15 protein-coding genes and 1 pseudogene are annotated in these 18,999 nt (G+C 54.8%); 13 read left to right on the forward strand and 3 right to left on the reverse strand.

Annotation, left to right across the window (positions count from 1 at the left end; genetic code table 11):
* Window positions 1-44 precede the first annotated feature (44 nt).
* The 4 genes and pseudogenes from LJN55_RS04850 to LJN55_RS04865 all read left to right on the forward strand — a co-directional run.
* Window positions 45-788 (forward strand): SDR family NAD(P)-dependent oxidoreductase, encoded by a 744-nt coding sequence (locus LJN55_RS04850; protein WP_119825947.1) that lies wholly within the window; start codon window positions 45-47, stop codon window positions 786-788.
* A gap of 15 nt (window positions 789-803) precedes the next feature.
* Window positions 804-1,205: a VOC family protein gene (locus LJN55_RS04855; RefSeq protein ID WP_058691281.1), complete on the forward strand. Its 402-nt coding sequence runs from the start codon at window positions 804-806 to the stop codon at window positions 1,203-1,205.
* A gap of 69 nt (window positions 1,206-1,274) precedes the next feature.
* Window positions 1,275-2,258: a saccharopine dehydrogenase family protein gene (locus tag LJN55_RS04860; RefSeq protein ID WP_227535781.1), complete on the forward strand. Its 984-nt coding sequence runs from the start codon at window positions 1,275-1,277 to the stop codon at window positions 2,256-2,258.
* Window positions 2,259-2,635: 377 nt separating this feature from the next.
* Window positions 2,636-2,928 (forward strand): annotated as a pseudogene (locus LJN55_RS04865) (DNA methyltransferase); the annotation flags it as partial.
* A gap of 465 nt (window positions 2,929-3,393) precedes the next feature.
* On the opposite strand, the gene eat reads toward LJN55_RS04865, so the two are convergent.
* A complete protein-coding gene (gene eat / locus LJN55_RS04875; RefSeq protein WP_227535782.1) occupies window positions 3,394-4,758 on the reverse strand; it encodes an ethanolamine permease in 1,365 nt (454 codons plus the stop codon).
* Between the two features lie 284 nt (window positions 4,759-5,042).
* Here eat and LJN55_RS04880 point away from each other — a divergent pair, with 284 nt between their 5' ends.
* The 5 genes from LJN55_RS04880 (at window position 5,043) to LJN55_RS04900 (ending at window position 9,271) form a co-directional block, all read left to right on the forward strand.
* Window positions 5,043-6,047, forward strand: a complete 1,005-nt coding sequence (locus LJN55_RS04880) for a phosphotransferase enzyme family protein (RefSeq protein WP_159337647.1) — start codon at window positions 5,043-5,045, stop codon at window positions 6,045-6,047.
* A gap of 164 nt (window positions 6,048-6,211) precedes the next feature.
* On the forward strand, window positions 6,212-7,279 hold the full coding sequence (qhpR, locus tag LJN55_RS04885) for an AraC-like transcriptional regulator QhpR (RefSeq protein ID WP_159337649.1): 1,068 nt from the start codon (window positions 6,212-6,214) through the stop codon (window positions 7,277-7,279).
* A 301-nt stretch (window positions 7,280-7,580) separates the two neighbouring features.
* Complete coding sequence (locus tag LJN55_RS04890; RefSeq protein ID WP_133846273.1) at window positions 7,581-8,255, forward strand: CsgG/HfaB family protein; 675 nt, start codon at window positions 7,581-7,583, stop codon at window positions 8,253-8,255.
* 24 nt (window positions 8,256-8,279) lie between these two features.
* A complete protein-coding gene (locus tag LJN55_RS04895; RefSeq protein WP_205945446.1) occupies window positions 8,280-8,624 on the forward strand; it encodes a DUF4810 domain-containing protein in 345 nt (114 codons plus the stop codon).
* Window positions 8,624-9,271 carry a DUF799 domain-containing protein gene (locus tag LJN55_RS04900; protein WP_133846275.1) on the forward strand — a complete coding sequence of 216 codons (648 nt, stop codon included), beginning with the start codon at window positions 8,624-8,626 and terminating at the stop codon, window positions 9,269-9,271. The genes LJN55_RS04895 and LJN55_RS04900 overlap by 1 nt, the downstream gene beginning before the upstream one ends.
* A 47-nt stretch (window positions 9,272-9,318) precedes the next feature.
* Here LJN55_RS04900 and LJN55_RS04905 read toward each other — a convergent pair whose 3' ends face one another.
* Together LJN55_RS04905 and sbcD are read right to left on the reverse strand one after the other, a co-directional pair.
* Window positions 9,319-12,678, reverse strand: coding sequence for an AAA family ATPase (locus LJN55_RS04905; RefSeq protein WP_227535783.1), 3,360 nt, complete (start codon window positions 12,676-12,678; stop codon window positions 9,319-9,321).
* Window positions 12,675-13,898 carry an exonuclease subunit SbcD gene (gene sbcD / locus LJN55_RS04910; protein WP_133846277.1) on the reverse strand — a complete coding sequence of 408 codons (1,224 nt, stop codon included), beginning with the start codon at window positions 13,896-13,898 and terminating at the stop codon, window positions 12,675-12,677. Before sbcD ends, LJN55_RS04905 begins: the two co-directional genes overlap by 4 nt.
* A 212-nt stretch (window positions 13,899-14,110) precedes the next feature.
* On the opposite strand from sbcD, the gene phoB reads away from it, so the two are divergent.
* From phoB to LJN55_RS04930, 4 genes are all read left to right on the forward strand, one after another.
* Complete coding sequence (gene phoB / locus LJN55_RS04915) at window positions 14,111-14,800, forward strand: phosphate response regulator transcription factor PhoB (protein ID WP_133846278.1); 690 nt, start codon at window positions 14,111-14,113, stop codon at window positions 14,798-14,800.
* A 23-nt stretch (window positions 14,801-14,823) separates the two neighbouring features.
* Window positions 14,824-16,137 carry a phosphate regulon sensor histidine kinase PhoR gene (gene phoR / locus LJN55_RS04920; protein ID WP_227535784.1) on the forward strand — a complete coding sequence of 438 codons (1,314 nt, stop codon included), beginning with the start codon at window positions 14,824-14,826 and terminating at the stop codon, window positions 16,135-16,137.
* Window positions 16,138-16,156: 19 nt separating this feature from the next.
* Window positions 16,157-17,080: a PstS family phosphate ABC transporter substrate-binding protein gene (locus LJN55_RS04925; protein ID WP_171148796.1), complete on the forward strand. Its 924-nt coding sequence runs from the start codon at window positions 16,157-16,159 to the stop codon at window positions 17,078-17,080.
* Between the two features lie 450 nt (window positions 17,081-17,530).
* Window positions 17,531-18,631 carry a cobalamin-independent methionine synthase II family protein gene (locus tag LJN55_RS04930; protein ID WP_227535785.1) on the forward strand — a complete coding sequence of 367 codons (1,101 nt, stop codon included), beginning with the start codon at window positions 17,531-17,533 and terminating at the stop codon, window positions 18,629-18,631.
* The last annotated feature ends 368 nt before the right edge of the window (window positions 18,632-18,999 follow it).

Raw genomic sequence — 18,999 nt, forward strand, 5'->3', positions numbered from 1 at the left:
AAGCGTAACCTCTGTTCAGTCAACACTTACTTGCAGAGGCTAATATGAAAAATGTTTTGATTACCGGCGGCAGCCGGGGCATCGGTGCAAGCACCGCCCTGAAATGTGCCCGGCTCGGGTATCGCGTCATACTGACCTGGAACAGCCAGTCTGAAGCTGCCACCCGTGTGGTGGAACGTATTGAGGCGGAAGGTGGCGAAGCCATCGCATTGCAGCTGGACGTCGGAAATACCGGTTCTTTCAGTCATTTTCGTGCTGAGCTTGAGCAGGTGATGAAATCCCGCTGGGAAGATGGCGGCCTGGATGGCCTTGTGAATAATGCCGGATATGGACTTTTTAACCCGATTGAAACCGTCACAGAGAACCAGTTCGACAGCCTGATGAATGTGCATCTGAAGGGACCTTTCTTTCTGACGCAGACGCTACTGCCCCTGCTGCGCCACGATGCGTGCATCATCAACATGACGAGCGCCACCACGCGAGTAGCCACTTCAGGCGTCGCCCCTTACGCTGCCTTTAAAGGCGGACTTGAAGTTCTGACCCGCTATATGGCTAAGGAGTTTGGGGAACGGAGGATCCGGGTAAATGCCGTCTCGCCAGGTGCAATCAGGACTGAACTGGGAGGAGGACTGAACGAGGAATTTGAAAATCTGCTTGCCTCCCAAACGGCACTGGGCCGGGTCGGTGAACCGGAGGAGGTAGCGCGCGTCATCGCCTCTTTACTTTCTTCCGATGGCGGCTGGATTAATGCTCAGACGATTGAAGTCGCGGGCGGATATAACATCTGATTTCAGGAGCACGCTATGCTTGACCATCTCTTTCTTTCCGTCAGTGACGTTGATCGTTCGGTCAGCTTCTATGAACGCGTATTACCTGAACTTGGTATCTCTGTCCGTCACGATTATGACGGTAAAGAGGGACCTGCCGGACATCCCGACCTTAAAGGATTTGGTTCTAACGGGAAAATATTCTTCTGGCTGCGTCAGGGAACGGTGTTTCCGGATGCCATCCACGTAGGCTTCGCAGGCGATTCCGAATCTGCTGTCAATCAGGCTTACGCAGCGGCCCTGTCGGCGGGTGCCACCGTGATTCATCCTCCCGGCCCACAACTTCATTATGATCCCCGCTATTACGCGGCCCAGGTCAGGGACCCCGACGGCTACAGCCTGGAATTTGTCTATAAAAGCTGGCAGCACGGTAAGTAAGACTGTGATGACGAATTCCTATCCGCTCATCTCCACAATGAATCCTTCAAATTCAGGTATAGAAACTTCATGAAAAGCATCATGATTTACGGCGCAACCGGTTACACAGGCGGTCTGATAACTGCTCATGCTCTGATTTGCGGCGTCCCGCTTATTTTAGCCGGACGAGACGAAAGAAAACTCGCCGCTATGGCCGCAGAGTTAGGTATCCCTTATCGGACCTTCTCTCTTGCAGATGCAGAAACAGTCAGTGCGGCGCTTAAGGATGTTGCCGTTGTGCTGAACTGTGCCGGCCCCTTTATGTATACGGCCAGTGCTTTGATGAGGGCGGCGGTTAACAGTAAAACCCATTATCTGGATGTTGCTGCTGAACCCGACAGCTACAGGCTTGCTGAGATCCTTGATGCTGATGCAGCGGCTGCAGGCGTCATGCTCTTACCGGGATGTGGTGGCAGCGTGGCCATGCTGGGTTGCCTTGCCGCCCATGCAGCAGAGCGGATATCTGCCCCGAAAAAAATCGCCCTTGCTTTGAATGTCGCCGGGCCGATGTCGCGAGGATCCGCCATCAGCGCGACTGAAAATCTCTCGCCGCAGTGTCTGAAACGCTCAAACGGCAGATTAATACCTCAGGAACCTACCCAAACAAGACGTTTTGATTTTGGCGTTGGACCCGTAGAGTGTTTCCCGGTAAGCCTACCAGACCTGACAACGATATGGATGTCTACAAACATTCCAGACATTGAGACTTTTGTGCATCTTAGCGGCACAGAATTTCCACAAGGGGATCTGTCACTTTTAGCGGATGGCCCAACAGAACAGGAACGCTTGGATAACCGATATCAGGCTGTGGCTGAGGTCGTCAATGCGAAGGGAGATGTTGTGCGGATGTTGCTCGAAACAGTGAATGGCTATAGTTTTACCGCCATGGCTGCAGTGGAGGCAGTGCGTAGAGTGCTGGCGGGGGAAGTAAAACCAGGTTTTCAGACGCCCGCAGATTTGTTTGGGAAACATTTCTCAGAAACCATCGCAGATACGCGGATCTCTGAGGTGTAAGTCCTCTGTCTGGTTGAGTTAAGGGGTCAATTAATGTTGGCCCATTTAAATGTCCTGTCTTCATATCCTAAACATTTTTGATGTACTTCTTATTCCTGAGCTTTAGCACTTCCAGGAACATTCATTGTTAAACGCCTGCCTCATAAGATTTTCAGCGTCTGCTGCTCGCTCAAAGCGGACACCTATCGTTTACCCTCGCTGCGCATTTATTATCCCTCTTCTTGGTTGACTACAAACACAACTGCTCACCCGTTCCCCACCGTTCTCGGGACATTCAGTCCGCTCCGGCGGCGCGTGCGGCTTGCGTATCCGCCCCTGTTTACTCAGCTGGCCGCTCGTCTGTGTGGAGGTCACGGTACCAGAGAGAGGGTGCGCGCATGTCACGTTTCATTCAGGGTAACTGCATCCAGATTATGTCCGGCTTTCCCGATAAGGCCGTGGATTTCATTCTCACCGATCCGCCGTATCTCGTTGATTTCCGCGACCGCGCTGGCCGGTCACCAGCCTGCAACCCCTGATTGAGTCCTTCACGCACCCGGGTGCCATCATTTCCGACCCGTTTGCCGGATCCGGATCGACCTGCGTCGCCTCACTCCAGTCCGGACGTCGCTATATCGGCATCGAGCTGCTGGAGCAGTACCACCGCGCAGGGCGACAGCGACTGGCTGCCGGAGGCCGCATGACGAATTACGCTGGGCTGGAACCGCTGCGCGAAGACGTGGTGAAGCTGGCAAACGACATATACGAGCTGCTTTCAAGGCTGAAAGCCCTGGAATCGTAAAAGCACCAAGATTCTGAAACGCTTGCGGAGAGGCTTGCCCGGAATGCGTTCTGCCGCATCATAGACCTGTACATGAAGGCGTACCGCGAGGCACTTGCTCTGGATGCCTGCTTTAAAGACTGACTGAAACGGCCGGGACCGCCCGGCCTGATAACGATAAACGAAGAATGCTGATGTACGGAACCCGAAAAGATCAAACGCGAATGCGCCGAGCTGGTACTCGATCATGGCTATACCGTTACACAGGCATGTAAGGCAACCGATCTGGGACCGACAGCGCTCCGGCCCTGGGGCGCTCAGCCCGCGTAGCGGCAAAGCGAAACGCCCTTGACCTGGATGTTGCCCATGCAACGGCTATTCGCCATGCAGCATCGCATCATGTGGTGCGTTGTCACGCTGGCTTTTGGTCATCAGGAACCACAGGTAACCTGCCAGCATCAGCGCCACAAACAGCACACCGATAAGGGCGTTAAACCACAGCATCGCAATCAGACACACCACAGCCAGTACCAGCGCAATCGCGGGAACGATCGGGTAACCTGGTGCGCGGAAGGTGCGATCCAGCTCCGGGGCAGTGCGGCGCAGACAGAACAGGCTCAGCATACTCATGATGTACATCACGATGGCACCAAATACCGCCATGGTGATCATCGCTGCGGTCAGTGACATGCCCTGCAGGTTGATCCAGCTGTCGCTAAAGATAGCGGCGATGCCGATCACGCCACCCGCAATAATGGCACGGTGAGGGGTTTGAAAACGTGACAGCTTCGCCAGGCCCGCAGGCAGATAGCCAGCGCGAGACAGAGCGAAGAACTGGCGTGAGTAGCCGAGGATAATACCGTGGAAGCTGGCAATCAGACCGAACAGACCGATCCACACCAGCATGTGCATCCAGTTAGAGTGCTCACCCACGATCATTTTCATTGCCTGCGGTAGCGGATCGTTAATGTTAGACAGTACGCGCCAGTCTCCAGCCCCCCCGGCCATCAGCATCACCCCGAGGGCCAGCACCACCAGCGTCAGGATCCCGGCAATATAGGCACGCGGGATCGTACGTTTCGGATCTTTCGCTTCTTCTGCTGCCATCGCTGCGCCTTCAATGGCGAGGAAGAACCAGATAGCAAACGGGATCGCGGCAAAAATACCAGACAGTGCCGGCATGCCGAAGTGTTCACCGCCTGCCCAGCCGTTAGCGGCAAAGTTGGCAATACTGAAGCCCGGTGCGACCACGCCCATAAACACCAGCAGTTCGAACACCGCCAGTACGGTGACCACTAACTCAAACATCGCCGCCAGTTTCACCCCCAGAATATTCAACGTCATAAAGACAATATAGGCACCCACCGCTGCGTACTTCGGGTTGAGTTCCGGGTACTGAACGTTGAGATAGGCACCGATGGCCATCGCAATCGCCGGAGGAGCAAAGACGAATTCAATCAGCGTGGCCATACCGGCAATCAGGCCGCCGGTCTCACCAAATGCACGACGGCTGTAGGCAAACGGGCCACCCGCATGTGGAATCGCGGTGGTCAGCTCGGTAAAGCTGAAGATAAAACAGGTATACATGGTGGCGATCATTAGCGTTGTCAGCAAAAAGCCGAGTGTTCCCGCCACGCCCCAGCCGTAGCTCCAGCCAAAATATTCCCCTGAAATGACCAAACCGACTGCAATGCCCCACAAATGTATGGTGCCCAGCGTGGGCTTTAATTTCGTTGTCATGTCGTTATCCCCGTGAGTGTGTTTCCCCTTCATCCCCTACACCGCAGATGTTTGTGGCGTAGAGGCGGTTGGAGAGCGTTATTCGATAATGCCGTTGCCCGTTGGGGGAAACTTGACGCGGGCATGATGATTTTTGTGCTCGCGGGTCAACTCACTCGCAAAAAAAGTGCCAGGTGTACGCTGCGGTCAAAACAGGGTCGTCTGCTGTCAAGCCGGAAGAGGGCAAGCGATAGGATGCTGTCAGGCAAAGAAGCACTGCCTGAAACTGACTCCGGAGCCAGACTATGACCGCAAAACAATATGACACCCTGAACAATACCGCACTGCTGCGCCTCGCCGAAATGACACTGTTGCGCTATCCGGCAGCGTTACAGGGCAAACTTAGCCTGCTGTGCCGTTCAGAAAACGCGACCTTTTTACTCGAAGCGGGTGGCAAACGTTATGCCTTGCGCCTGCACCGGGCGGATTATCACCAGCGTGCCGATATTGAAAGTGAGTTGCAGTGGCTGGATGCCCTACGTGAAACCGGCATCGATGTGCCGCAGGCGGTCGTCGATCGTGAAGGACAACGCGTACAAACGCTGATGCTGGAGGAGGGTTCGGTACGTCATGCCGTGCTGTTCCACTGGATCGAGGGGGAGATGCCGGGGACCGATGTTGATCCGCGTGCCTTTCAGCAACTGGGGAATATTACCGCTCGCCTGCATCAGCACAGCCGCAGATGGCAGCGCCCGGCGGGTTTTCAGCGTATCATCTGGGATCATCACACCATGGTCAGCCCGCAAAGCCATTGGGGCGACTGGCGCGATGCGCCGAATTTGCGCGTCCAGGATCACGGCATTGTGGAGGAGACGATCGCGCGAGTGGGAGCGACGCTGGCAGAGTTCGGCAAGGAGCCCCGCAACTACGGGCTGATCCACGCCGATCTGCGACTGACGAATCTGCTGCTGTATAAAGGCGAAACCCGGGTGATCGATTTTGATGACTGCGGTTTCGGCTGGTATCTGCACGATCTGGCGGCGGCGATCAGTTTTGTCGAGCACCATCCGCGTGCCGCAGAATGGGTTGAACACTGGATCCGGGGCTACGAGCAGGTTGCACATATCACCGATGCTGAGATGGAAAGGATACCCGCGCTACTGATCCAGCGCCGGATCCAGCTGCTGGCCTGGGCGGGATCGCATGCGGAAACGGAGATGGCGCAAAGTCTTGGGCCACAGTGGGCGGACCATTCTGTGCGTTTGTGCCACCGCTACCTGGAGACGCGCGATCTGCCTGTTGGCGTATAACCCTCATGTTACTGCACCGTGGACGGGCAACGCTGCGCCTCCACAGTGCTTATTCGCACTGAGCCGTAGGCTAACACGCTGATTTTGTCCGATGTTGTGGTTGGTACGCAATTTGCTGTGTAAAGAGGAGTAAAGAGCCCACACCGCAGCAGGAGGCATTAATCATGTTACCCAACCCATTGGCCCGTTCAGAAACCAGCCATGTTCTGCACAGTGCCAGCGCCTGCAATCGTGGGGTCCTGGCTGCTGCTGCCAGTGGACTGAGCGAGTTTATCTGCCACAGCGGCGGTGACGTTGATCGAATTTTTGGCGTCAGCGGTATCGACCCGGAGTTGCTGGCACAGCCCACGCTCAGTCTGGGCTTAATCAACTATTGCCGGGTGATGGAAGAAGCGGCACGGTATTCAGGTTGTGATAACTTCGGTTTACATTACGGCAGGCAGTTTAAACCGCAGTCATTAGGTCTGATTGGCTACATCGGTCTGTGCAGCGCCACGCTGGAACAGGCACTGCACAATGTGGCGAATGCGTTTCCGTGGCACCAGCACGATACGCTGACGCGGCTGGTGGATAAGGGGGACTGCTGGCGGCTGGATTATCAGGTGCGTCACGGTGCTATCCTCTGCCGTCGCCAGGATGCGGAACTCACGCTCGGCATGTTCCTTAACCTGATCCGCCATGTGGCAGGAAAAAACTGGGCGCCGCGTGAGGTGCATTTCGAACACCCACGTCCCTCACAATGGCATGAGCACTGTAAAGTGTTCGATGCCCCTGTCTATTTCGATCAACCTTTCAACTCCTTACTGATCCCGAAACGCGATTTGCTCCGTGCGATGCCGGACAGCGATCCCTTATTACTGAGCGTAATGCAGGATGCTATCCAGCGTCTGAACAGCAGTACGCCGCAGCAGAATATCGTCGATCAGGCGCGGGCGCAGGTTCATCTGGTGATCCTGCAAGGGGAACCTGTACTGGATGATGTGGCGGAAAAAATGGGGTTGTCGAGCTGGTCATTACAGCGACGCCTGCGCGAGGAAGGGCTGAGTTTTACCACGCTGGTGGATAACGTACGCTGCGAAATGGCGAAACACTATTTGCAGCAGCGTCAGCTGCCGATTTCCGAAATGGCCCTGTTATTGGGATATTCTGAGGTCAGTGCATTCTCCCGTGCCTTTCGTCGCTGGTTTGGCATCAGCCCACGTCAGTGGCGACAGGATGAGCTGACAGGATAAGCCATCGTATGAGGTCACGAGTAAAGTATCACTGAAGGCTCGGATAATCCTTATATTTGCATCAAGATGACGTGGCTTATTTTAGTTAAATGACTATGATTCACATCCCCCATGTGATTTGTTACCGTGATAAATTAAAATAATTAAACATTTTAGTTTATTTTTATAATTTCTCTGTGGTAGTCTTCCGTGCCAAAGGCGTCCTGCCTTTATTTTATAATAACCCGTGCTGATTATATTCTGGATATTCATTCCGGATCAGGGTTTTTATTTGAGTTATGAATTCATTCAGGGATATGAAATGAAATCCAAATGCCTTGTTGTTTTAACCTTATTAAGCGCGTCGGTGATCACCGGCTGCGCGACGGAATCCTCACGTTCTATTGAAGCCCCTCAGGTTGCAGCTGCGACTCAGCCACACTATCAGGGCGTAAAAAGCCCGATTGCTGTCGGTAAGTTTGATAACCGCTCTGCGTATATGAATGGCATATTTTCTGACGGTGTCGATCGATTAGGTAACCAGTCGAAAACCATCCTGATTACCCATTTGCAGCAGACTGGCCGTTTTAATGTGCTGGACCGCGCTAACCTTGATGAGCTGAAAGCCGAAGCGCAGTACAAAGGCAGCCAGCAGTCCATTACAGGTGCCAACTATGTTATCACCGGCGATATTACCGAGTTTGGTCGTAAAGAAGTGGGCGACCAGCAGCTGTGGGGCATTCTTGGCCGCGGTAAGTCTCAGGTCGCCTATGCCAAAGTGAACCTGAATGTGGTGGATGTCACCACCTCAGAAGTGGTGTATTCCGTTCAGGGCGCAGGTGAATACACTCTGTCTAATCGCGAAGTGATTGGCTTTGGTGGTACCGCCAGCTATGACTCCACGCTGAATGGTAAAGTGATGGATTTAGCGGTACGCGAAGCAGTGAATCATCTGGTGAATGGAATCGAATCTGGCGCATGGCGTCCGGTTAAATAAAATAATAAGGAATTAACAGTGAAGATGATTAACGTTGTCTGCGTGGCTGCCGCCGCGCTGCTAATGACGGCCTGTGCCCAAAAAAAAGAAACGGTCTATTACTGGGGGGATTACCAGTCCTCACTTTATAGCTATTACAAACGTGACAAATCACCTGAACAACAGATTGAATCGCTGAACGCGGTGGTTGAGCAGGCGAAAGCAAAAAATAAACCCGTACCTCCTGGCTTGCATGCCCAGATAGGATTGCTATATGTGGAAACCAGCCGTCCAGACCTGGCTTTTCAGCAGTTCAATGCCGAAAAATCACAGTTCCCGGAATCAGCCGCTTATATGGATTTTCTGATGCGCAATAAGGACAAGAAATAATGAAATTACGGATCTTTATTGCCGCAGCTGTGGCGCTGGTACTGAGTGGTTGTGCTAAACAGACGCCTTATGACTATACGGCTTTTCGTGCCAGCAAACCTACCTCGATTGTGGTGTTGCCTGCGAAGAACAGCAGCCCGGATATTCAGGCTGCCCACAGTCTGGTGTCGGTGATAACCGCGCCGCTGGCCGAGTCCGGTTATTATGTGTTCCCGGTGGCGGTGGTAGATAAAACCTTTGAGCAGAACGGCCTGGCCAGTGCCGATGATGCTCAGGGTGTCAGCACCGCTAAACTACACGAGATTTTCCATGCTGATGCGGCGCTGTATGTTGAAGTGATCAGCTACGGCACCCAATATAGGGTCGTGGACAGTGCGACTCAGGTCAGCGCAGTAGCACGTCTGGTTGACCTGCGTACCGGTAAACAGATCTGGGCGGGTAAAGGCTTTGCGTCCGATGCTCAGGACAACAGTAACAACGGCCTGGTGGGCATGTTGATAACGGCAGCGGTGAAGCAAATCTCCAACAATATGACCGACAAAAGTCATGATATAGCGATTATTGCCGGGAGCACGATGCTCTCTGCCGATGGTCGCAACGGCAGTATCCTGCCAGGGCCGCGCGCCAAAGTGAAAACGGCGTTATAACGCTGATGCAAACAGGGGCGATCGCAGAGGATCGCCCCTGTTTGCTGCTATTGCCCCGGTGTTTCCAGTCTGCTGTAACCCAGTCCGTTAATCTTTTTCACCTTTATCTGCACCGGAATACGTTCCTTCATTGCCTCAACGTGGCTGATTACCCCAATCGTTTTGCCACTGGCATTGAGCGCATCCAGCGCATCAAGCGCACTGTCGAGTGTTTCCGCATCCAGCGTGCCAAAGCCTTCATCCAGGAACAGTGACTCAATACGGGTTTTATGGCTGACCAGATCGGAAAGGGCCAGCGCCAGCGCCAGACTGACAAGGAAGCTTTCGCCGCCGGACAGCGTACGGGTATCACGCTGTGCGTCAGCCTGCCAGGTATCAACAACCTGAAGCTCTAACGCTTCCTGCGATTTGCGCTGCAACAGATAGCGACCGTGCAGACGGTTAAGCTGATTGTTGGCCAGCCACACCAGATGATCTAACGTCAGCCCCTGGGCAAAGCGGCGGAATTTATCCCCTTCTTTGGAACCGATAAGCTGATTGAGGTAGCTCCAGTCTTCCAGCTGCTGTTCGTTAGCGGCGATCTCAGCCAGCAATGTCTGCTGTTGTGTGCGCCGTTCGCTGTCATCTCGCAGCTGCTGACGTAGCTGACCCTGCTGGCTGGCCAGCTCGCGCAGTTGCTGATTTAACTCACTCAGCTGGCTTTCCAGTAGTATCCGTTGTGCAGGCAGGTCATCAAAATGGCCTGATTGGTTCACCATTTCGTCTAATTGCGATTGTAGATTAATCAACTGCTCATTTAGTGATTTATGCTGTCCGGTCAGGGTATTTATCCTGTCCTGCTGCTGTTGCCACGCAGTCTGCGCCTGGCGAACGGCCTGCGCATGCTGTTCCGTCTCTGTTCGCAGCTGCTGCTGTGCAGTCGTAACGTCGCGATCGCCAAACAATGCCTGGCGCTGCTGCTGGCAGTGCTTCAGCGTTTCCTGCTGTTGTTGCAGACGCTGGTCGAGCTGAGCCAGGCGTGCCTGTTGTTGTTGTAACTCTTCTTCCAGCGCCTGTTGGCGGCTGGAGAGTGTCGCCAGTTCAGGGACCAGCGCAGCCAGCGCCTCGCTGTTGCTGCGCCACTGTTGCCACTCCGTTTCGCGCAGCTGCAACCAGCGCTGGTAATCACCATCCTGCGGCAGTGTCAGCCCCAGCGGTGCAACCCCTTCTGCCAGCTTGATGCGCAACTGTTGTGCGCGCTGTTCATCCAGGGTGAGCTGTTGCTGCTGTTCGCTCTGCGTCTGCGTGGCGGCAGTAAACTGCTGCTGCTGAAGCTGGATCTGCTGTTGCAGGGCCTGCCAGGCCTGCTGATGCTGATACAGCGCCTCTTTTTGCTGCTGGCAGTGGCGCAACGCTTGCTCCAGCTGCTGTAACTGCTGCTGCTTTGCCGTTTCCTGCTCATCCTGCTGTGCCAGCCAGTCGCTGGTCTGTTGATGCTGCTGCGGGCTGAGTGACAGCGCCAGGGCGGCGGTGGCGGACTGCCATTGCTGCTCCAGTTGCTGCATCTGACGGTTCAGTTCCGCCTCTTCCTGCAACTGGCGCTCGTCCTGCTGTTGCGCCTGTTTAAGCTGCGCGGCGCAGGTACTGCCCTGATCTTTAAGCTGTTCAACATCACGCTTTAATGCGTCCAGCCGCTGCTGATTTTCCGACAGCTGTAACGCCTGATACTGCTGTACGGCCGGATGGTTTTCTGAACCGCACAGCGGGCAGGGCTGGCCCGCTTCCAGCTGTGCCCGGTGCTGTTCCAGATCGGCAATACGCCGCTCCAGCTCACAGCGCTTTTCCAGGTCCTGCTGATGTTGATATTTCTCTTTCCAGCTGGCCCGCAGGGTAAGTAACTGCTCACTTTTTTGCTGGATCTGTTGCGTTAGCGTTTGGCGCTCCTGCTGTAAGCGCGTGAGGCGTATGTTCAACTGCTGCCACTGCGGGAGCAGGGTGGCCAGCAATAACCGCTGCGGGCGCTGGCGGGCAAATTGCTCCAGGGCGGCGCGCAGCGTCTCTTCGGGGTGCAGCTGTTGTAGCGAGGCCAGCTGTTGCTGCACTTGATCGAGGCTGGTCTGTGCGGCGGCCAGCTGCTGCTGTAACGGGGCCTGCTGCTGCTGGAACTGCTGGCTGGACTGCTCACACTCCTGTACCTGGCGCTGCTGGGCCTGGAGTCGCAAGCGTTGTGCGGTCAGTGACTGCTCACTATCCTGCTGCTGGCTAAAGCGTTCACGCCACAGCGGCAGATGCTCGCCGTAATGTGCAAACGACGGATGTGCTTCACGCCAGGCATTGAGCTGCTGCTGCTGCGCCTGTTTGTCCTGCTGAGTTTGCTGGTTTTTAGCGCTTTCCTGCTGGCGTGTGGTGAGCGCAAGTTGGTGTTCACTTCGCTCTCGCTCCAGCTGCTGTTGCTGTTCGCGTAATGTGGCCAGCTGCAAGTCAAGCGGCAGGACCTGTTCGGCGATCAGGGTTTCCTGTTGCAAACGCAGCGTCTGGTGTTGCGCCTGCGCCTGCACGATCTGCTCTTGCTGCTGCGTGGCCAGAATCAGCGCCTGCTGTGCCTGCTCCCGCTGTTGATCCAGCTGCTGCGCGCTGACGGTCAGCTGTTGCTGCTCCCGTTGCAAGCGTTCAATCTGTTGCAGTTCCTGACTTTTTTTCAGTTGGATCTGCTGTTGTGAAGTAAGCACCTGCTCCTGCTCCACACTTTGTGCCAACTGGCTGTTAAGGAGGGCGCACTGCTCTTCGGTGAGCAAACTCATACCGCTGGACTGGGCGCGCAGGGTATCCAGCGTCACCTTCGCCTGTTTATGGCGATCAAACACCGCCGCCGACAGTCGACCGTATATTTCGGTGCCGGTCAGCTCTTCCAGTAGCTCGGCACGTTTATTGGCATCGGCATTGAGGAACGCGGCAAACTGCCCTTGTGACAGCATCATCGATTTGGTGAAGCGTTCGAAGTCCAGCCCGGTCAGGCTGGCTACCCTCTCCAGCTTATCTTTGACCTTGTCGGCCACGATGTGATTATCGCTACAGCGTGCCAGCTCAACCCGCGGTGCCTGCAGGTTGCCATCGGCGGCGCCGCGAGCGCGGCTCTGGCTCCAGAAAGCGCGCCAGGCAACACCTTTCACCTCAAATTCCACTTCTGCCAGGCACTCGGCGGTATCACGGGTCATCAGGTCATTTTGCGACTGAGTGATGCCTTTCAGGCGCGGTGTTTCGTGATACAACGCGAGGCAGATGGCATCCAGCAGGGTGGTTTTACCTGCGCCCGTCGGGCCGGTAATGGCGAACAGGCCGTTGCTGGCAAAAGGTTCTGCGGTGAAGTCGATTTTCCACTCCCCCTTCAGCGAGTTGAGGTTTTTAAAGCGCAGCGTCAGAATTTTCATGATGGCTGCTCCTCATGGCGAACGGCTTCCAGCGTTTGAGCAAACAGCACTCTGGCGCGTTCCAGCCGTTCAGGTTCCTCGGCCTCCAGCGCCAGACGGCGGGAAAACACCTCTTCAACACTCAATTCATTCAGCGTTTCATTGTTCTGTCGGGCGATCACCTGTTCGCGCTGTTCGCGGCTGCGACGCAGCAGCACCACTTCTACGGGCAGGGATTCGGTCAGCTCCTGGATACGGCGCTGTAACTCACTGAGGTAAGCATCGGTGACGATTTCAATGTCCAGCCAGATGGTGCCACCCTGTGGATCGGCCGTGAGAGCCGCCAACTGCTGCTCAATCTGTTCCAGAGAGCCTTTGATCATCTGCATTGGCTGGAATAACGGGATCGGTAAGGCTTCGACCGCGCTGAGTTTGCCGTCGCTGAAGTCGACCTGAAACACGCTTTTGGCTTTACCCAGCTCATCAAAACTGAGCGGGATCGGCGAGCCGCTGTAGCGAATATGATCGCTATCGGCAATGCGCTGAGCGCGATGGATATGCCCCAGGGCGATATAGTCCGCAGGGGGAAAACAATCGGCGGGGAATGCATCCAGCGTGCCGATATAGATATCACGCACCGCATCGCTTTTGGTGACGCCCATCGTTGTCAGATGGCCGGTGGCAATAATGGGTAGCGGCAGGCCCAGTGCATCACGCTGTTTCAGCGCTTCCTGCCAGCACTGCTGATAGTGTTCAGTTATGGCTTCCAGCAGGCTTTGCTGCTTTTCGCGCCCTGACTGCCCGCTCTGGCTGCGCAGAATATCGCGCGGGCGCAAAAATGGAATGGCGCACAGCAGTGCTCCTGGCTGGCCATCGCGGCGATTAAGAACCAGAACCTGTTGACGAACATCGTCGCAGGCGGCGGCGATCACCCGAGTGTTCAGGCAGGCCAGCAGCTCGCGGGATTCATTCAGCATGGCGACTGAATCGTGATTGCCGCCCAGTACCACCAGTTGACAGCCGGTCTGCTGCAGATTGACCACGAAGCGGTTATACAGCTCACGTGCGTAGCTCGGCGGAGAGCCAGTATCAAAGATGTCGCCTGCCACAATAATCGCATCCGCCTGCTGTGCTTCTGCGTTAACCAGCAGCCAGTCAAGAAATGCCTGGTGCTCGGCTGCCCGGCTTTTGGTGTAGAAAAACTGGCCAAGATGCCAGTCGGCAGTATGAATGATGCGCATGGGGGTCCTTTCATGGCAGAAAGCGTGGGGAGTATTATACCTGTCCTGCATCCCGAATTATTCAGAGCAGATAAACATATTGATGAGGAGGGGATTTTATTTAATTCCATCAATGCTTTTAGGGGGTGCTTTTTTCATAAAAGTGTCATAAAACTGACGCATAATGGCGCCGCATATCCCCGTGACAACCTGTCACTGTAGCAGGAGCAATAATGGCCAAGCGCATTCTGGTGGTTGAAGATGAAGCCCCAATCCGTGAGATGTTGTGTTTCGTTCTGGAACAAAATGACTATCAACCGATCGAAGCCGAGGACTATGACAGCGCAGTAAGTATGCTCATTGAGCCGTGGCCGGATTTAATCCTGCTGGACTGGATGCTCCCGGGTGGTTCCGGCATTCAGTTTATTAAGCATCTGAAGCGTGAAGCCATGACCCGGGATATTCCGGTTATGATGCTGACCGCGCGTGGCGAAGAAGAAGATCGCGTCCGTGGCCTGGAAGTGGGTGCCGACGATTACATTACGAAACCCTTCTCACCCAAAGAGCTGGTGGCCCGTATTAAAGCGGTGATGCGCCGTATTTCACCGATGGCGGTGGAAGAGGTGATTGAAATGCAGGGGCTGAGTCTTGATCCGTCATCGCATCGCGTGATGTCTGACACGCAACCGCTGGAAATGGGGCCGACCGAATATAAATTGCTGCACTTCTTTATGACGCATCCTGAGCGTGTTTACAGCCGTGAGCAGTTGCTAAACCATGTCTGGGGAACTAACGTTTACGTCGAAGATCGTACCGTTGATGTGCACATTCGTCGCTTACGTAAGGCGCTGGAACTGACCGGGCACGATCGTATGGTGCAGACGGTTCGCGGAACAGGTTATCGTTTCTCTGCACGCTATTGATTGTTCGCGCTGGAGTCTGAACCGTGTTGGAACGCCTCTCCTGGAAGAGATTATTGTTTGAGCTGCTGCTTGCCGGTTTGCCCGCGTTACTGCTCGGGCTGCTGGTGGGTTGGCTCCCCTGGCTGCTGTTAATCTCAGTACTCTGTGTGCTGGGCTTTCATTTCAACAACTTACTTCGACTCTCTCACTGGCTGTGGGTTGACCGCAGCATGACACCTCCCAGCGGCCGTGGCAGCTGGGAACCGCTGTTTTACGGCCTGTATCAAATGCAGGCGCGTAACCGCCGCCGCCGCCGTGAACTCGGTCATCTGATCAAACGTTTTCGTAGCGGTGCAGAATCTCTGCCTGATGCGGTGGTACTGACCACCGAAGAGGGGACGATTTTTTGGTGCAACGGCCTCGCACAGCAGATGCTGGGGCTGCGCTGGCCGGAAGATAACGGGCAGAATATCCTCAATCTGCTGCGTTACCCCGAGTTTACCCGCTATCTGCGTCAGCGTGATTTTTCTCGCCCGCTTACGCTGGTGCTGAACAGCCATCGCCATCTTGAATTTCGTGTGATGCCTTACAGTGAAGGGCAATGGTTGCTGGTGGCGCGTGATGTCACCCAGATGCATCAGCTGGAAGGGGCCCGACGTAACTTCTTTGCTAATGTCAGCCATGAACTGCGTACGCCGCTCACCGTATTGCAGGGGTATCTGGAGATGATGAACGATTCCGTGCTGGAGGGCAGTCTGCGCGATAAGGCGCTGCACACCATGCAGGAGCAGACTAAACGCATGGACAGCCTGGTGAAACAGTTGCTGACCTTGTCACGCATTGAAGCTGCCCCGGCAATCGATTTGCAGGAAACCGTGGATGTGCCGATAATGCTGCGGGTGTTGCAGCGTGAAGCGGAAACGCTCAGTAACGGCCGCCATGATATTTATTTCCATACCGACCCGCATTTGCGCGTGTTTGGCAACGACGAGCAGCTGCGCAGTGCGATCTCCAATCTGGTGTATAACGCGGTTAACCATACGCCGGATGGCACGCGTATTGATATCAGCTGGCTGCGCAGCCCGCAGGGGGCACAGTTTAAGGTTAAAGATAATGGACCCGGGATTGCACCGGAACACCTGCCTCGCCTGACCGAGCGTTTCTATCGGGTTGATAAAGCGCGTTCCCGACAGACGGGCGGTAGTGGATTAGGGCTGGCTATCGTGAAGCATGCGCTCAGCCACCACAATACGCGCCTGGATATCAGCAGCACGCCCGGCGCTGAAACCTGTTTCAGCTTTCAATTGCCACCAAGGTTGATTGTCAGTGCCGAACTGGTCGAGAATGCGTTGCATTAAGTCTCACGGAACCCATGCAATGAAAATGTTAATCGCGCTGGCGCTGGTGCTGGTCAGTTCGCAGGTCCCGGCGAAGCAGGGCATGTTGGCGGGGAATCTCACCAGCGTTGGCTCGGATACGCTGGGTAACCTGATGGCGCTGTGGGGTGAGAGTTTTAATCGTCAGTATCCCGGTGTGAATGTGCAGATCCAGGCGGCCGGTTCGTCGACTGCGCCGACTGCGCTTGCCGCGGGGGCTGCTCAGCTAGGTGCGATGAGCCGCCCGATGCAGGCGGTAGAACGCCAGTTATTTGAAGACAGTTACGGTTATCAGCCGCTGGCTGTTCCGGTGGCGATGGATGCGCTGGTGGTGGTGGTCAATCAGGATAACCCGTTAACCGGCCTGAATGCCCAGCAACTGGACGCCATTTTCTCGGTGACGCGTCGCTGTGGCGGGTTATCCGTGCCCAAAACCTGGGGGGATTTACAGTTAACTCAGCCCGGTTGGGCGACGCGGGGATTACAGCGCTTTGGCCGTAACTCGGCCTCCGGGACTTGGGGATTCTTCAAACAGCAGGCGCTGTGTAACGGTGACTTCCGTAATGATGTCGGAGAATATCCCGGCTCTGCCGCTGTGGTGCAGGCCGTTGCGGGAACGTTGAATGGCATTGGTTATGCCAGTGCCGGGTTTCATATCAGCGGCGTCAAAACCGTGCCGGTGGCGCGTGATGGCAATGACTGGATCGCGCCAAGCGCCGAGAATATTCGCAGCGGCCGCTATCCTTATGCCCGTCCTCTTTATATCTATGTCAATAAAGCGCCCGATAAACCACTGGAGCCTCTGACGGCTGCCTTTTTGCGTTTAGCGCTTTCTCCACAGGGCCAGGCGCTGGTCAGCCAAGCGGGGTATCTGCCCCTGTCTGAGCAGCAGATGCAGCGCGCCCGTGCGATGCTGGCCGAGTAACCGTGCCTTCGGGCGAGGCGTGCCTCGCCCCTACAATACATGGGTCCCCGTCTCGTAGGGGTCAGGCACGCCTGACCCTGTAACCGTGCCTCTCCCCTACAATATATTGCTCCCATCTCGTAGGGGTCAGGCATGCCTGACCCTGTCACTGTGCCTCTCCCCTACAATATATTGCTCCCATCTCGTAGGGGTCAGGCACGCCTGACCCTGTCACTGTGCCTCGCCCCTACAATATATTGCTCCCACCTTGTAGGGGTCAGGCACGCCTGACCCTCACTCAGTCATCATGAAAATTATTCATCTGCCGTGAAATTTCTTCGGTTGCCGCTGAAGGTTTCTCATGAGACTCTTAGCTCAACAGACATGTAGACGTCCAGATGTCTAAAAATAACCTGATGTAATTATTACGTCACTAAATTATGCGCCGCGTGCAGGCCAGGAGTTTTCATCATGACAACATTTACCCCATACCGTGCCGAAGTGGTTGGCAGCTACCTGCGCCCGGCTGAGATTAAACAGGCTCGTAAGCAGTTTGAGGCTGGTGAAATAGATGCTGCGACACTGCGTGCGGTGGAAGATGAAGCGATCCGTAAGGTGGTAGCCCATCAGCGTGAAAACGGTTTGCAGGTGGTAACTGATGGCGAATTCCGCCGCGCCTGGTGGCATTTCGACTTCTTCGATGGTCTGGATGGCGTGGAGCGTTATGAGGCCGAGCAGGGTATTCAGTTTAACGGTGTGCAGACAAAAGCACGGGGTGTGAAAGTGACCGGTAAGCTGGGCTTTAGCAATCATCCGATGCTGGAAGATTTCCGTTTCCTGCAAAGCATCAGTGGCGATGCCGTGGCTAAGATGACCATTCCAAGCCCCAGTGTGTTGCACTTCCGTGGTGGGCGTAAAGTGATTGATGCTGACGTTTATCCTGATCTGGATGTCTATTTTGACGATCTGGCGCAGACGTATCGTGACGCCATTAAAGCCTTCTATGATGCTGGCTGCCGTTATCTGCAACTGGATGATACTGTCTGGGCTTATCTGTGTTCTGACGATCAGAAACAGCAGATCCGCGAACGTGGCGATAACCCGGAAGAGCTGGCCCGCATCTATGCCCGTGTACTGAATAAAGCCATCGAAGGGAAGCCGGATGACCTGGTCATTGGCCTGCATGTCTGTCGTGGCAATTTCCGATCCACCTGGATCTCCGAAGGTGGCTATGAGCCGGTGGCCGAAATCCTGTTTGGCGGCGTCAACATTGATGCTTTTTTCCTGGAGTACGATAACGAGCGTTCAGGTGGATTTGAGCCATTACGCTTTATCAAACCGGGCAAACAGCAGGTGGTTCTGGGCCTGATCACCACGAAAACAGGGGAGCTGGAAGCCGCTGAAACGGTGGAAAAACGCATTCGCGAGGCATCACAGTTTGTCCGCCTGGATCAAATTTGCCTGAGCCCTCAGTGCGGCTTTGCTTCAACGGAAGAGGGCAACAGCCTGACGGAAGAGCAGCAGTGGGCTAAGCTGCGCCTGGTGGTGGATGTCGCCAGCCGCATCTGGTAATGACTGCATCATTTTGTGTACAGGGCGCGGATTTCCGCGCCTTTTGTGCATATGACGAGGGTTTATTGCAGAAATTAACGTTGCGTCGGACGAAAAAGATACAAATCATGTAAGGCATTCTTCATCAGATCTAAATATATGCACTGGTTATGCAGTCTTTTGCGCTATATCATCCTGCTTTTCCGATCCCGTATTGCCTTTCTTCGCTATAAACGTTCTACTTACCCCCGTTTTTTCGTCATCCCCCTGCATACAGAAAATAATCAGCTCACATTCGCTGTCAACCCGGTATTACAAAGTGCATTCCACTGTATTGGTTTGATTCGGCGGCGTTTTTAGAGCGAGCAGGGGGACAGGTTTTCAATTTG

The sequence above is a fragment of the Erwinia rhapontici genome, from assembly GCF_020683125.1.
In the GTDB taxonomy this organism is placed as follows: Bacteria; Pseudomonadota; Gammaproteobacteria; order Enterobacterales; family Enterobacteriaceae; genus Erwinia; species Erwinia rhapontici.

Bases quoted from the DNA above. Each gene is read 5' to 3' on its own strand.
- LJN55_RS04850 (WP_119825947.1), top strand. From the start codon at position 45: ATGAAAAATGTTTTGATTACCGGCGGCAGCCGGGGCATCGGTGCAAGC.
- LJN55_RS04855 (WP_058691281.1), top strand. From the start codon at position 804: ATGCTTGACCATCTCTTTCTTTCCGTCAGTGACGTTGATCGTTCGGTC.
- LJN55_RS04860 (WP_227535781.1), top strand. From the start codon at position 1,275: ATGAAAAGCATCATGATTTACGGCGCAACCGGTTACACAGGCGGTCTG.
- eat (WP_227535782.1), bottom strand. From the start codon at position 4,758: ATGACAACGAAATTAAAGCCCACGCTGGGCACCATACATTTGTGGGGC.
- LJN55_RS04880 (WP_159337647.1), top strand. From the start codon at position 5,043: ATGACCGCAAAACAATATGACACCCTGAACAATACCGCACTGCTGCGC.
- qhpR (WP_159337649.1), top strand. From the start codon at position 6,212: ATGTTACCCAACCCATTGGCCCGTTCAGAAACCAGCCATGTTCTGCAC.
- LJN55_RS04890 (WP_133846273.1), top strand. From the start codon at position 7,581: ATGAAATCCAAATGCCTTGTTGTTTTAACCTTATTAAGCGCGTCGGTG.
- LJN55_RS04895 (WP_205945446.1), top strand. From the start codon at position 8,280: ATGATTAACGTTGTCTGCGTGGCTGCCGCCGCGCTGCTAATGACGGCC.
- LJN55_RS04900 (WP_133846275.1), top strand. From the start codon at position 8,624: ATGAAATTACGGATCTTTATTGCCGCAGCTGTGGCGCTGGTACTGAGT.
- LJN55_RS04905 (WP_227535783.1), bottom strand. From the start codon at position 12,678: ATGAAAATTCTGACGCTGCGCTTTAAAAACCTCAACTCGCTGAAGGGG.
- sbcD (WP_133846277.1), bottom strand. From the start codon at position 13,898: ATGCGCATCATTCATACTGCCGACTGGCATCTTGGCCAGTTTTTCTAC.
- phoB (WP_133846278.1), top strand. From the start codon at position 14,111: ATGGCCAAGCGCATTCTGGTGGTTGAAGATGAAGCCCCAATCCGTGAG.
- LJN55_RS04925 (WP_171148796.1), top strand. From the start codon at position 16,157: ATGAAAATGTTAATCGCGCTGGCGCTGGTGCTGGTCAGTTCGCAGGTC.
- LJN55_RS04930 (WP_227535785.1), top strand. From the start codon at position 17,531: ATGACAACATTTACCCCATACCGTGCCGAAGTGGTTGGCAGCTACCTG.